Annotated in this window: 10 protein-coding genes; 9 read left to right on the plus strand and 1 reads right to left on the minus strand. The window is 65.4% G+C overall.

The window, feature by feature from the left end:
* From tilS to KA184_05600, 8 genes are all read left to right on the plus strand, one after another.
* On the plus strand, positions 1 to 1,111 hold a 1,111-nt coding region (gene tilS, locus KA184_05565; protein ID MBP8129029.1), incomplete at its 5' end, for a tRNA lysidine(34) synthetase TilS.
* Positions 1,098 to 1,634, plus strand: coding sequence for a hypoxanthine phosphoribosyltransferase (hpt, locus tag KA184_05570; GenBank protein ID MBP8129030.1), 537 nt, complete (start codon positions 1,098 to 1,100; stop codon positions 1,632 to 1,634). The genes tilS and hpt, both read left to right, overlap by 14 nt.
* Entirely contained in the window at positions 1,631 to 3,016 is a 1,386-nt protein-coding gene (locus KA184_05575) for an FAD-dependent oxidoreductase (protein ID MBP8129031.1), read from the plus strand. Before hpt ends, KA184_05575 begins: the two co-directional genes overlap by 4 nt.
* 90 nt (positions 3,017 to 3,106) lie before the next feature.
* Positions 3,107 to 5,110: an SUMF1/EgtB/PvdO family nonheme iron enzyme gene (locus tag KA184_05580; protein ID MBP8129032.1), complete on the plus strand. Its 2,004-nt coding sequence runs from the start codon at positions 3,107 to 3,109 to the stop codon at positions 5,108 to 5,110.
* Between the two features lie 274 nt (positions 5,111 to 5,384).
* Complete coding sequence (locus KA184_05585) at positions 5,385 to 6,341, plus strand: glycosyltransferase family 2 protein (GenBank protein ID MBP8129033.1); 957 nt, start codon at positions 5,385 to 5,387, stop codon at positions 6,339 to 6,341.
* Between the two features lie 86 nt (positions 6,342 to 6,427).
* Positions 6,428 to 7,591 carry a metallophosphoesterase gene (locus KA184_05590; GenBank protein MBP8129034.1) on the plus strand — a complete coding sequence of 388 codons (1,164 nt, stop codon included), beginning with the start codon at positions 6,428 to 6,430 and terminating at the stop codon, positions 7,589 to 7,591.
* Positions 7,588 to 10,752, plus strand: a complete 3,165-nt coding sequence (locus KA184_05595; protein ID MBP8129035.1) for an AAA family ATPase — start codon at positions 7,588 to 7,590, stop codon at positions 10,750 to 10,752. Before KA184_05590 ends, KA184_05595 begins: the two co-directional genes overlap by 4 nt.
* 52 nt (positions 10,753 to 10,804) lie before the next feature.
* Positions 10,805 to 11,590 carry an SAM-dependent chlorinase/fluorinase gene (locus KA184_05600; GenBank protein ID MBP8129036.1) on the plus strand — a complete coding sequence of 262 codons (786 nt, stop codon included), beginning with the start codon at positions 10,805 to 10,807 and terminating at the stop codon, positions 11,588 to 11,590.
* Here KA184_05600 and KA184_05605 read toward each other — a convergent pair.
* A complete protein-coding gene (locus KA184_05605; GenBank protein MBP8129037.1) occupies positions 11,578 to 12,831 on the minus strand; it encodes an outer membrane protein transport protein in 1,254 nt (417 codons plus the stop codon). The two genes, KA184_05600 and KA184_05605, sit on opposite strands and share 13 nt — an antisense overlap.
* Positions 12,832 to 13,062: 231 nt before the next feature.
* Here KA184_05605 and KA184_05610 point away from each other — a divergent pair, with 231 nt between their 5' ends.
* Entirely contained in the window at positions 13,063 to 13,884 is an 822-nt protein-coding gene (locus KA184_05610; protein ID MBP8129038.1) for a DUF72 domain-containing protein, read from the plus strand.
* Positions 13,885 to 14,045 lie beyond the last annotated feature (161 nt).

Below are 14,045 nucleotides of genomic sequence, written 5' to 3' on the forward strand. Positions count from 1 at the left end.
ATCCTTTGAACAGCATGCGCGCGACGCGCGCTATGCGTTTCTCCTGCGCATTGCGCGCGAGCGGTCCATCGGCGTCATCGCGACGGGCCATCACGCGGACGACCAGGCCGAGACCTTGCTGCTGCGTATTATTCGCGGCAGTGGGATCCACGGACTGGCGGGCATTCCGCCCGTGCGCGTGGCTGAAGGTCTCCGAATTGTCCGCCCGCTGCTGGATTGCAGCCGGCCGGAGATTCTCGCCTATCTCAAGGGGAAGCGGCTGCGCTACTGCACCGACGTCACGAACGCTGACCAGTCCATCCCCCGTAATCGCGTGCGGCACGAGTTGCTGCCTCTGCTGGAACGGCGCTACAACCCGGGCGTGCGTGCGGCGCTGTTGCGGCTTGCCGAGATGCAGCGGCTTCAGAACGCGCTGTTGCGGCCCCTGGAGGAGGAGGCGCTGGCGCGCAGCGTGAACGCGGCGGGCGCGATTGACCGCGCGCAGTTTGCGGGGTTGACCGAGGCGTTGCGCCGCGGTTGCGTCGCGCGACTGGCGCAGCGCTGGGGCGTCGGCTGCGATTTTGCGCGCGTCCTTGCGGCAACGGCATTCATCCTGTACGGTGCGACGGGACGGCGGCTCGACATCGGTGGTGGCGTGTATCTGTACAACAGCCGCGCCGCGACCTTCTTCGTGTCCAGCGGGCGGAAACCGGTTGTGGTGTGCGAGCCGTTGCTGATTCCCGGCGAAACCCGCGCGCTGGGCCGCCGGTTTGTCGCGCGGCGCCTCGACAACGCGCCGGACAGACCGCTGCGCGCGTACTGCACGCCCGCACGGCAAGTTTTCGACGCGGACGAAGTTGGCGCGCGCCTTTACGTGCGCGTGCGGCGTCCCGGCGACCGTTTTGCGCCGCTGGGCATGCACGGAGAAAAGAAACTGAGCGATTTCTTCATCGACCGCGGCGTTCCGGCGCCATGCCGCGACGCTGTGCCGCTGATTGCTGATGACGCGCGCATTTTCTGGGTCGTGGGCTATATGCCGTCGTCGTCGGGCGCCGTGGGGCCTCGGACGCGCCATTTTCTCGAAATTGAGGCGGCTCTCGAACCGGGGGAGACTGCGTATGAGGCTGATTGAACCACCCCTGATCGGCGCGGCGGCTATCGCCGCGCGCATCGACGCGCTGGCCCGCGAGATAAACCGGGACTACGCGGGAATGCGTGTGGTCGTGCTGGCCGTGCTCAAGGGCGCGTTGCCCTTCGCGGCGGACCTGCTGCGCCGGTTGGATGGGGACGCCGTGCTGGATTTCATACGCGCTCGCAGCTACGACGGGTGCGCGTCCGCCGGCGTTGTGCGGCTTACCTTCACGCCGGAGACAGACCTGACGCAACAGCACGTGCTGCTGGTTGAGGACATCCTCGACACGGGGAAGACCGCCGCATGCCTGGTTGAATGGGTCAGGGAGCAGGCCCCTGCCAGCCTGCGGGTATGCGCGCTGCTCGACAAGCCGACGCGGCGGCAGGCGGCGGCGACCGCGGATTACGTGGGTTTCACGATCGAAGACCATTTTGTCGTGGGCTACGGCCTCGATTATAACGAATGCTACCGCCAATTGCCCGCAGTGTACCTGTTGGACACGGAAGAAAGGACAGGCGGATGACGCTGCAACTGGACGAGTCCGCATTCCGCACGGCGAACCCGCCGTTTGACGCGGAGGGCCGTTACCGGCCGGTGAGTTTCTGGCACGAGACGGCCGACATGACGCCCGGCCAGCCCCTCGAAGGCGATACCACCTGCGACATTGCGGTGGTCGGCGGCGGGTTCACGGGGCTGTCCGTCGCGCACGCGCTGAAGCGGCTTGCGCCCGAACGGGACGTGGTCGTGCTGGAACGCGCTGTTGCCGGGCATGGGGCCAGCGGCCGCAACGGCGGTTTCGCGATGCCGCTGTTGGGCTGGGACCTGCTCTACACGGCGCGCAAGCTGGGCGAGGCGGCCGCAGGCGCGGTATACCGGGTCATGTACGAGGCAGTCGCGCATGTGAAAGGCTTCACGGAGGAATACGGTATCGACTGCGACCTTGAAGCCACGGGCTACGTCTTGCTCAACACATGCGCGGGCCGGGAGCGCCGCGCGCGCGAGGAATTCGAGCTGGCGCACCGCCTGGGCTTCGATCATGTCTGGCTCGACAAGCGCGAACTCCAAGCCTATATTCGCGGCAACGCCTTCCGCAGCGGCGTCTTCGACCCGCACCCCTGCGTGCTGAATCCGGCCAAGCTGTCACGCAGCTTGAAACGTGCGGCGGAGAACATCGGTGTGCGTGTTTTCGAACAGACGCCGTTGCTCGCGCTGACGGAAGGGCCTCGTATCGCGCTGCGCACCCCGAAAGGCGGCGTCCGCGCGGGCCGCGTGGTGCTCGCCGTGAACGGCTACGGCGGATCGCTGGGGTTCATGCCGGCCCGCATTTTGCCGGTCCACACGTATATCGTGTTGACGGAACCGCTGACGGACGCGCAACTTAGCGGTATCGGCTGGGGCGCCAAACGCGCGAGCCTCGAAACAGCGCGCAATTTCATCCACTATTTCCGGCTCACGGCGGACAACCGCATCGCTTTCGGCGGCGAAGATGCCCAACTGTACTGGAAAGGCCGCTATTTCGACGGCGACAAGCGTGTGTTCGAGGCGCTAAAGGCCCGTTTCCGCGCCTATTTCCCCAGCTTGGCGGGCGTGCGCTTCACGCACGAATGGGGCGGCGTACTGGGCGTCACGCTCGACATGTTTCCCAGCTTTGGCGTCCGGGGCGCGCACGGTAACATCTACTATGCCGGGGGATACTCAGGCCACGGTGTCGCCCTGGCGAACTATGCGGGCGTGTTGCTTGCGCCGCATATCCTCGCGGATATCGGGGGCGGCCGGGCCGATACCGCGCCGCCGCCGTTCTGGAACCGGCTGCCGCCGTACCTGTTCCAGCAGCCTCTGCGTTATGCGGGCATGCAGGTCTACCGCGCGGCGCTCCGGGCGCAAGATGTGGTGCAACGCGCGTAAATGGGCGGCCCCATTGCGCGGCCGCGCCAAAACGGGTAGGATGATGATTGATACGCAGGGTGCGGCGGCCCGCAGGACAAAGAGGCATTCATGGCGAAGCTGAAATGCCCGAAATGCTTTCACGTGAATCCCGAAGGACAGGAGGTCTGCATCAATTGCAGGACGCCTCTGCCGAAGATTCGAATTGAGGCGCGTACCGACCCCACGCCGCCCCCGGAGGCTTCGGAAATCCAATTCCGCAGAGGCCAGGTCGTTGCGCAGCGCTACACCGTGTTGCGGCTGATCGGGCGCGGCGGCATGGGCTGCATCTACAAGGTCCACGACAACACACTCGGCGAAGAAGTGGCCCTGAAAACGCTGCTCCCGCAATTGGCGCGCGATCAGCTCGTGGTCGAGCGGTTCTTCAACGAGGCGCGCATCGCCCGGCGGCTCGCGCACCCGAACATCGTGCGCGTCCATGACATCGGCACGGCGGGGAACATCATCTATATATCGATGGAGTTCGTCGAGGGCATTTCCCTGCGGCAGTCGCTCGAGCGCCAGCGGCCCGACACGCCGCTGCCGCTGCTCCAGGTGCTCACCATCATGGACGAACTCTGCGCCGCGCTGGAGTACGCCCACCAATTCACGGTTCATCGCGACATCAAGCCGGAAAACGTGATGCTGAGCAGTGACGGTCGCGTGAAACTCATGGACTTCGGCATCTCGAAGCTGATGGCCGACACGCGGCTGACCGGCGCTTCCGTGGTCATGGGCACGCCGTTTTACATGGCGCCCGAGCAGTTGCGCAACAGCCGCGACGTGGACGCGCGGGCGGACGTTTACAGCGTCGGTGTCATGATGTACGAGCTGTTGACCGGCAACGTGCCCACGGGCGTGCCAAAGGCCGTGTCGGAAATCATGAAGGCCGTCCCGCCGGAATTGGACGCGGTCATCGGCCGGTGTGTCGAGCCCGACCCTAAGAACCGGTTCCAGAACGCAACCGAATTGCGGCAGGCCATAGCGCCGCTGCGTCAAGCGCTTCAGACCGGCGGCAGGCTCAAGACCGGCAGGCGGACCGCCGGCGCGGGGGGCGGGGGCGGGCGGCTGCGACGGCCCCTCGGCGCGGCGCTGGCGGCGTTATTGCTGGCCGCAACGGCTTTCGGGGTATACCGGGCGGAAATGAGCGCACGAGGGCTTGCTCCCGAACAGGAGGAAACGTCCGCGGCGCCCGAGGGCACAGCGGAACGGTACGACTTGCTGGCTCCGCTGGTGCTGCGGGCGCGCGAAGCCGCGGACACGCGCTCCCAGCGGGTCGAGGGCGCGTTGCGCAAAGCATACGATGCCGGCGAAGAAGTCTGGCAAACGGCCCAGCAAAGGAACGAAGCAGACGGTGCGGAAGCCGCGCGGCTGGCGGAATGCGCACTGCAATGCTACTTGGCCTGCCTGATGTGGCCGAAAGAAATGGTCTTCATTCCGCCCGGCGAAACGGAGGTGAACGGGGCGCGCGTGACCGTGCCGCCGTTCTTCATCGACGAGACCGAAGTCACCGCTGGGAAGTATCGCGAATTCTGTGAACGCGCGCCGGGCGGATGGGTCAATCCGCTGCCGCAGGATTACGCGCCGGACTGGCCCGCCGTCCTGGTGGCGTACTACGATGCGCAGGCCTATGCGGCCGCAAACCAGAAACTGCTGCCCACCGAAGCCCAATGGGCGCGCGCCGCCTATGGCAATATCCCCGCGGACTACCCCTGGGGGAACTCCTGGGAAGAGGGCGCCGCCAAGACCTTGGGCACAGGCGACGCGGGCATGCCTGCCACGGTAAAGAGTTACGGCAAGGACTTGAGCCGCTACGGTTGCTGGGACATGGCCGGTAATGTGACCGAGTGGACGCGCTCTCCGTTTGCGCCCAAGGACGAAGCGCAGCCCGGCGGAACGCCGGATTTTGGGGTGCCCATGGCCGTACGCGGCGGTCACTATAACGCCGCCGCCGTGCGCCTTACCGACTCCTTTGCCGCGTCCTACGAAAAACGCGACCCGACACTGGGATTCCGCTGTGTTCTCGAGATTCCGACGCGGCGGGATATCGTTGAGAGCATCCTGGACAAGGCGTGAGGCGGCGGAGCGCATGTGGAATAAATAAGAAAGAGGTCTGACGCGTCTTAGCGCACCAGACCTCCGCGGAAGGAGAAACGCCAAATGTGGCGTTGACCAGAGGTATTATACCACAGGTTCTCGCCGCGCGTTGCAAGGGGAGCCGGTGGACGTGGTGTAATGCCTTGATTTCAATTGACTTAAACGGAGTAATAACCGGACCAGACGCGTCTCTCCCGGCGTAGACACGCGGCGGGAGACCACGTGTTGGCAGTTGTATTGGGGAGCATGTTGCATGCCGGATGCATTCGACATGACCGTCGCGCTTATTACGCGAGACCGCGCGGAGACGCTCCCTACCTGCCTCCAGCATCTGGAAGTGCAAGACTTTCCGCAGGCCCGGTTCGAGATTCTCGTCCTCGATAACGACAGCTCCGATGGGACCGGCGAAATGCTGAAGCGGTACGCTGGAGGCGCGCCGGTGCGGACGCGCTGTGTACGCCTTTCGCCCGCGGCATCCTGGCCGGACGCACGCAACCTGGCGCTGCGCGAGGCTGCGGGGCAATGGGTACTGTTTCTGGACCAAGATCTGCTGGCGGGGCCGCGGCTGGTCTCGCGGCATGTCATGGCTCACCAGGAACGCGCCGTCCCGGCGGCGTTTGTCGGCCACCTCTTGTTCCACCCTCAAGCGGACCCAATGACCCTGACCAGCGGATTTCTGCCGGAGGAATATACGGCGCTGCCGGAGGACGCGCCGCTATCCTATCTGGATTGGCGCGAGCACAACTTCAGTATCGGCCGCAGCTTGGCCCTGGAAGCAGACGGCTTCGCCGTGGACTTCATCTTCCCACATTTTCAGGCGGCGGAATTCGGGTGGCGCCTCCGCGAACGCGGCGTTTCCGCGTATTACCTGAACCATGCGCAGGCTTATATCTGGCGTCCGTTGATGTTCGAGGCCGCGCGCACCCGCGCATACGCCATTGGATACTCGCTGCGGGCCTTGGCGCAGAAGACGGGCGAAGCGCTTATTCTGGGGCGATACGCCGTTCACCGGTCTCGGGCGCGCCGTATCTATGACTGGTTGACGATGCCTTACGTCGTGCGCGCATGCGAACGCCTGGACGCAAACACGCGCCCCTACGCTTTCTACTTGCGCCGCATAATGCGCTATGAGATGTATCGGGGCTACCGGGACGCGCTGGAAGGCCGTCCGCCGCGTTATCGGGAAGTGCATAGCGTGCCCGCCAGTTGAAACACGGCGCTGGTTCGATTCCTGCGTGTTTGGATTCGCCGCCAGAATCTGCCACACTACCGCCCCAAAGCCGTGGCAGTATGTCTATGAGACTTATTCACACATCGGACGTGCACCTCGATGCGTCTTTCGCAGGCTGCGGAATGCCGCCCAGCCAGGGCAATTGGCGCCGCCAGCGCCTGCGCGAACTTTTGCTCGAAATCCTGCGGCGCGCCGCGTCCTGGCCGGCGGATGCCGTCCTCATCGCGGGCGATCTCTTTTGTCTTGGCCGGCTCAGCCGCGAGACGGTCACCTTCCTACGCGAGGCCTTCGAGCTCGTGCGTCCCGTGCCCGTGCTGATCGCGCCGGGCAATGAAGACCCGGCCGTGCCCGCGTCGCCCTACGGCATCGAATCGTGGCCGCCGAACGTGCATATTTTCGAATGCGCGGAATGGACCGGGTGGCAGCATCCCGGCGCACCTCTGACCATACACGGCTTCGGATTTGACGGGCCGGAGCCTTCGCGCAATCCGTTTGGCGGCCTGGTCATCCCCGAAGACGGCCGCGTTCATGTCGCCGTGGCGCATGGCTCCGAACGCACGCACCTGCCGCCCGACAAGGCACCTGTCGCGCCGTTTGACGCGGCTTCCGCCGCTGCGCCGGGGCTGGCGTATCTGGCGCTCGGTCATTATCACAATGTTCTGCAGGTCACAGGCGGCTTTGACACGCACGTCTGGTATTCCGGCGCGCCGGAAGGGCACGGGTTCCACGAGACGGGCCCGCATCATTATCTGGAAATCGAGCTGGACGCGGAGACCCCCCCGCGGGTCACGGTGCGGCCCGCCAGTGTCTCGCGGACTACCTATGTCGTGCGCGACCTGGATTGCACGGCGCTCGATACGCGCGACGCCGTGGCCGATGCGATACGCGCGCTTGCACAGGAGGCGCAAGGCGACGTCATTGCGCGGATCACGCTGACTGGGGTGTGCCCGCCCGCGCTGCGGGAGTCCTTTCGTGCCATCCGCGAGGCGGTCTCGGATGCCTGCACGTTCCTGGACTTGCTCGATGAAACGGAGCCCGCGGAGGCCTATGAGGAATTGGCGCGGGCGCACACGAGTCTGGGGCTGTTCGTGCGCCGTCTTAATCAGCAACTGGCGGATTCCGTGGAGGAACGGCGGCGGCGCATGCTCGCCCGGGCGCGCGAGGTTGGGCTGGCGGCCTATCGCGACAGCGATGTGGCGATTCGCAGCTTGGAGGGCAACCCCCGGTGAGAATCCGCAGGATTTCCATCGACGGTTATGGCCGCCTCACGGGTCAGGCACACGAGTTTGCGCCGGGCCTTCAGGTCGTCGTGGGACCGAACGAGCGGGGCAAATCCACCATGCGCGCGTTCATCGGCGACATGCTCTTTGGCCAGCGGCGGCATCCCGGGGAGCCGGTCTACGACGAAGCGCGGGATTTCCGGGCGCCTTGGGGCGACCCCGAACGCTATGGCGGCGCGCTGGTCTACGAATTGGACACGGGCCGGCAGGTGGAAGTGACGCGCGGCTTTGCGCCGGGGCGCGAATCCGTCCGCGTTTATGACCGCACCGAAGGCCGGGACGTCACGGAGGAGTTCGAGTTGTTGCGCAATGGCGAGCCGGATTTCGCGGGCGCGCATCTGGGACTCTCGAAGGAAGTCTTTCTCGGCGCCGCGACGATAAGCCACCTTACGCTGGAAGAACTGGCGGAGGGCGAAGCGCTGGCGCGGATCCGCGAGCGGCTCCTGGCCCTGGCGGACTCGGGCGGCGAGGCGCTGTCGGCGGAAAACGCGCTGCGGCGGCTGAATGACCGGATGGACGCGACCGGCCGGCCGGGCGTGCGCGGAAAGCCGCTTTCAAACGCGCGAATCCGGCTCGATGAGGTCAACCGGGAGTACCGGGCCGCGCTCGAGGCGCAGGAGGCCGTCGCGGAAATCGAGGAGCAGCGGGGCAACGTGCTGCGGCAATGCGCCGAAGTGCGCACGCGCCGCGCCGCGCTGGAACAGCAGTTGCAACTTCTCGAGCAGCACGATCGCGCGTCGCGCCTGGCCGGGGCAGAGAGTCTTGCCGCGCGTATCGACACCGCCACGCAGCATTGTTTCTCGCTGGGCGCGGCCGTGCGCGAGTTTCCCCTGAACCAGTTGCCGGAGGTGCAACGGGCCGAGAATCGCGTCTCCACGGCGCGTGTGCAGCTTAAGCGGACGCGCGATGAACTGAAAAAGGTGCGCCGCCAGTTTGAAGAGGAATTCCGCCGGTCCGGCGCGCTCAGCGACAAAGCGCCGGTGGAGATCGATGAGGCTGCCGAGGCGCGCCTGGGCGAATTGGCCGCCGCCATCGAGCGGCTGCGTGAGCGTCTGGCCGAGGCGGACGAGCAGGTGCTGGCTGCCCAGGAGCGCATCGACGCAGCGCAGGTTCAGGTCAATACGTTTCCAGACTTCAGCCGCCTCGCCCCGGACCCCGTGGCGTGGCTCACACAGCTCTCGAGTTCCTTCGATGTGGCCGTGCGCACCCGGGACGAGGAATGTGAGCGCCGCGCGCAGTTGCGGCGCGAAGTCGCACAGCGCAAGGAACGGCTCGCCGCCGCGCAATCGCTCTTCTCGGAATGCCCGGACTTTCCGGAAAAGGCCCGCGAATACGACTTGACCAAGCGCATGCTCGACGAACAGCGCGGCCGGCTGGCCAGCTATCTGCAGGCCTTGCGCAACACCGAAGAGGAAATCGTGGAGAAACTGCCCGGATTCCGGTTTCTGTCCGCCGGTCTGGGCGCGTTCATGCTGCTGCTGGTGGCCGGCTACTTCTATTTCGGCCATGCGGCCATGCTGCTTCCCGCCGCGTTTACGCTGGTCGCAATGCTCTATTTTCTGCTGAATCTCGGTTATGCGCGCAGGCGGCTTGAGAAGGCCCGCGCGGACGTGCAGCAGACCAGTCAGGAATTGGAGGCGCTCGACGAAAGCCGGCCGCAGCAGGACTCGCCGATAGTCGTCATGATGCGCCGCGAGGGTTGCGAGACCGTGCGCGAACTGGAAGCGCGCTATGACGCCTACCGGACCGCCCTCGCGGAACTGGCGGCGCGCGAGGAGGTGCTCGCCGCGGTGGAAACCCGGGCGGCCGAGGCGGAGGATCGCGTGGCGCGCCTCTTCGAGCGGTTCCAGGAGACCTTCCGCCAAGTGGGCGAGGAGGTAACGGGCGAGACCGATATCAAGCGTGCGGCCGGGCGCGCGGTCACGCGGTATCAGGAGTACCGGGAAGCCAAGGCGCGCTTCATGGACTGCCGCGCCACGCTCGAGAAGCTGCAGCAGGGGCGGCGGCGCTACCAGAGCGAGCTTGAAGCCATGCTCGGGGAGCAAGGCGCGCTTGCGGCGACGGTTCGGGCCGCCATGCAGGAAGACGGCTTCCCGGACGGGCAGGACTATCCGGACATCCTGGCGGCGCTTCGCGCATGGCGCGAATATCAGAGCACGTCGCGCGAGCGGCGCGCGCGCGCGCAAGTGCTCCAGGAAAAGTCGCACGACCTCGAACGCCAAGTCAAGACTGAGGAACTGGAATTGGAGAAGTGCGAGCAAGGTCTCGCGCATCTGCTGGCGCGCGCGGGCGTTTCCTCCACCGAGCAGTGGCGGAGCATGGCCGAGCAGGCCCGTGAATACCGGGAAATATGGGACAAACGGGTCGCCTTGCAGGAACAGCTGGACGCCGTGCTGCGCGGGGAAGATATCCAGGCGCTGCGCGGGGCGGTCCAGACCGCAGGCGAATTGCCGCCGAAGCCGCGCCGCTCCCGGGACGACATTCAGGCCGATGCCGCGGCATGCGCGGCGAAGACCGAGGCGCACCTGCGCGAGGAACACCGGCTCTTGCTCCAAATCGCGGAACGCACCGCGGGCGTGCGTTCGTTGAATGAGATCGAGGAAGAGCGGGCCGTCCTCGAACGGCAGGTGGAAGACCTGGAACTCGAAATGGAGGCGGCCAGCTACGCGCTCGCACACATCCAGGAGATTGCGCGCGACCGGCATGCCCGCATTGGACCGGCCCTCGCCGAGCTTGCCAGCGCGTACCTGGCGGAAATCACGGACGGCGCTTACGCCGAGATCCGGCTTGAACGCGACTTCTCCGTGTGCGTGCCGCTGGCCGCGGCGGGCCGCGTTCTCGAGCGCCCCGAGAAATCGCTCAGCAAGGGAACCATCGACCAGGTGTACCTTGCGTTGCGGCTTGCGCTCGTGCGCGCCATGAGCCGCAATGGGGAATCGGTGCCCATGCTGCTGGACGACCCCTTCGCAAATTACGACGATGCGCGGCTCGAGCGGACCATGCGCCTCATCGCGCGCATCGCCGCGGATAATCAAGTGATCCTGTTCACGTGCCGGGAAGACGTCACCCGCGCCGCCGAAGCCGTGCGGGCGCCGGTTCTCCGGCTATAATCCAGCAAAGGCCGTAGCCCGGCAAGGCGCCGCCGGGACCAGGACAGGAGATATGGCCAGCCCGATCACCTTGACCACCGATTTCGGCGCGCGCGATCCCTATGTCGCGGCGATGAAAGGCGTGATTCTGCGCGTGTGCCCGGAGGCGCCCGTGGTGGACCTCATGCACGACATTGCGCCCCAGGATATCTGGGAAGCGGCGCTGTTTCTGGCTGGGGCCGCGCCTTGGTTCCCCGTGGGCACGGTCCATCTCGTCGTGGTGGACCCGGGGGTCGGCACGGACCGCCTCCCCATTGCCGTGGCGGCGGGCGGGCAGGTCTTCGTCTGCCCGGACAATGGCGTGCTCACCTTTGTGTTGCGCGCCTGCGATTTCGAGCGGGCCCACGTCATCAACAACGCGGCGTTCATGCTCCCCGCAATCAGCGCGACCTTCCACGGCCGCGACGTCTTTGCGCCGGCCGCCGCACGGGTCGCCGCCGGGGCGGACCTCGCATCGGTGGGGCCGCCGCTGGACCGTATCGCGCAGTTGGACGCTCCGGAACCGCGCACCGGGCCGGGTAAGACGGTCTTGGGCGAGATCGTTCACATTGACCGGTTCGGGAACGCCATTACGAACATCCCGGAAAGTCTGGTCTGCTCATTGCGCGCCCCGGAAGTGCATGCGCCGGGCGTTACGGTCCCCGCGATCAGCCGAACTTACGGCGACGCGTCACGGGACGGTGCGCTGGCGCTCATTGGCAGCAGCGGGTACTTGGAGATTGCGGTCAACCGCGGCAGCGCGGCCGCGGCGTTCGGCCTGCGCCGTGGCATGCCGGTGCGCGTGCGTCAGAACTTGTAGGAATAGCCGAACGCGAGACTGTTGCCGTCGGAACCAACGCTGGTGCCCCGGCCCAGGAACGAGAAGATGTCGCCGTTCCCGGAGTCTTTTACCATGTTCAGGAAGCCGTGAACCATCGCGAAGTGCAATTCGTGCCGGTCGTTGATCGCGTAGGTCAGGCCGACGGTCACATGGTCCTCGACCGTCACGGGGCACAAAGCGCTCATGAACGCGTGCTCTTCCGTTATCGGGGATGTGGAATGGGCGAAACCCGCCATGAGGCGCAGCCGGTCCGTGGCCTTGAATTCCACGCCGAACTTGAGCCCGTGCTGGTTCTTCCAGCCAAAGCCGCCGTCCGCCACGCTGTTGCCGTACGCCGCCACCTCCTCCCACCACAGGAATTTGTAGTCCAGCGTCAGCTCCACGCGCGGCGTTACCCGGTATGCGACGCCGCACTGAAATGTGTGCGGGGTGTCCAGAGTGTGGGAGAGAAGGTCCTCGAACTCCTCGAAGTGCTGGGACCAGTGCCGCGACGCATATACCGCGCCAACAGACCATTTCTCCCAAGCCTTGTAGACGCCCACATTGAAACCCGCGCCCAGCGCCTCGTCCCAGTCGAATCCCGCTTCGGCCGGCCGCAGGGACAGCGTGAGATGGTCCGACTTGAACCGCGACACGGACCCGTGCAGGCCGAAGCCGACGGCCCAGCCGTTGTCGAATTCATGGGCGTATGCGAGCACGAGCCGGGCGTGCTGATACATCAGCTTCCGGTCCGCGTTCCCCTGGAAGACCCGGCTAAGCCAGTTGCGGGAGTGCCCGTAGTCCGTGCCCGTACCGCTGGGAATGTAGAGGCCGACGCCCAGCGTGCCCCGCTCCAATGGCCAGATAACGCCGCCCGAGGTGATATTAAAGATGTCCCGGGACTCCTGGTTGCCGTCGAAGCGATTGCCGAGCAGGCCGCGCGGCCTCAACTGGATGTTCGTGAACACCGTGTACCAGTTCAGGTCGATGCGCCGGTCAAGGTCGACCATGCTGGCCGGGTTCAGGTAACTCCAGTACGCGCTGCGCGGGCTGGCAACCCCGCTTGCGCCGCGCGCAAGGTGCTGGGCGTCGTTCCCAAACAAGAGCGCGCCCTCATTCGCGTACACCCCGGTGCCCAGGAGAAAGAAGAGGGCGCCGAGCAGCCGGGCGGCTGCTCGGCGCGGGGAATGAGGGGAGGAAAGGGAAGAGGCCATAAGGTCGACAGTGAAATTGCTACGCATATTTGGCGATCTCACAGGTAATTCTATTGAGATTCCAGACTTTATTGAAATCATATCATCTCGATACACAAAAATCAATAAAGCCTCTGGGTGCGCCGAAGGGCGCCTGCCGGCCCGGTCCGGCGGCTTCGACGGACCCCTGCCGCAGCCTTGCGAATGTCTTTGTGCCCCAAAGTGTTAGGATAATCGCAGACAGGGCCCCCAGGCTCTTGATGAGGAAAGGGCAACCCCATGGAAACTCCGAGACACGGCTTGCGGTTGGGTACCTGCAGTTGGACGGCCAAGGGCTGGGAAGCGACCTTCTACGGACACGATACCCGGCCTGCGGAGTATCTGTCGGCCTACGCGCGGCGCTACACGACGGTTGAAATCGACGCAACCTTTTACGGGACGCCGAAGCGGGACACGGTTGCGCGATGGCGTGACCAGACGCCGGAGGGTTTTGTCTTCGCGGTCAAGGCCCCCAAAACCGTCACGCACGAGAAGTGTCTGGAGGGCTGCGCAGCGGATATGGAGGCGTACCTGGGCACGATGGCTCTCCTGGCCGGGAGACTTGGCCCCGTGCTGCTGCAATTCCCTTATTTTGCGAAGGCACGCGGCGTTCACGTGCAGGAGTTCCTGGACCGGCTGGGCCCGTTCCTGGAGACGTTGCCCCGAGGCGAACCGCGTTTTGCGGTCGAGGTGCGCAACAAGACGTGGCTGCGCCCGGCGCTGTTCGACCTGCTGCGGGCACACGGTGTGGCGCTCGCGCTCATCGACCATCCGTGGATGCCGCGTCCGGACGCGTTGTTCCGGCACGATGGCGTCGTGACCGCGGATTTCGTCTATATCCGCTGGCTGGGCGACCGGAAGGGGATTGAGAAGCTGACGACGATATGGGGTGAGCCGGTCATCGACCGCGCGCGCGACCTTGAGGAATGGATCCCGCCCATCAAAACGTTGTTGGACAGAAAAGTGCAGGTCTTTGGTTACGTGAACAATCACTATTCGGGCCATGCGCCGCATGATTTGGAACTGTTGCTGCGGAAGTTGAACCCGTCAGGAGCCGTGTAAAAATCACGGGCGATTCTGCTAGACTGCGGCGCGGCCGACGGGGCCCCGGCCGTGGACGGTCTGTCGACTGCGCTTCCATCCCGACCAAGGATTATCCCGGCCGTCCGGTTTGCGCGGTTATCCGGCCCTGAGTCCTGCTTAGAAACACAGCTAGGAGCATT

The organism is Candidatus Hydrogenedentota bacterium (assembly GCA_018005585.1).
In the GTDB taxonomy this organism is placed as follows: domain Bacteria; phylum Hydrogenedentota; class Hydrogenedentia; order Hydrogenedentales; family JAGMZX01; genus JAGMZX01.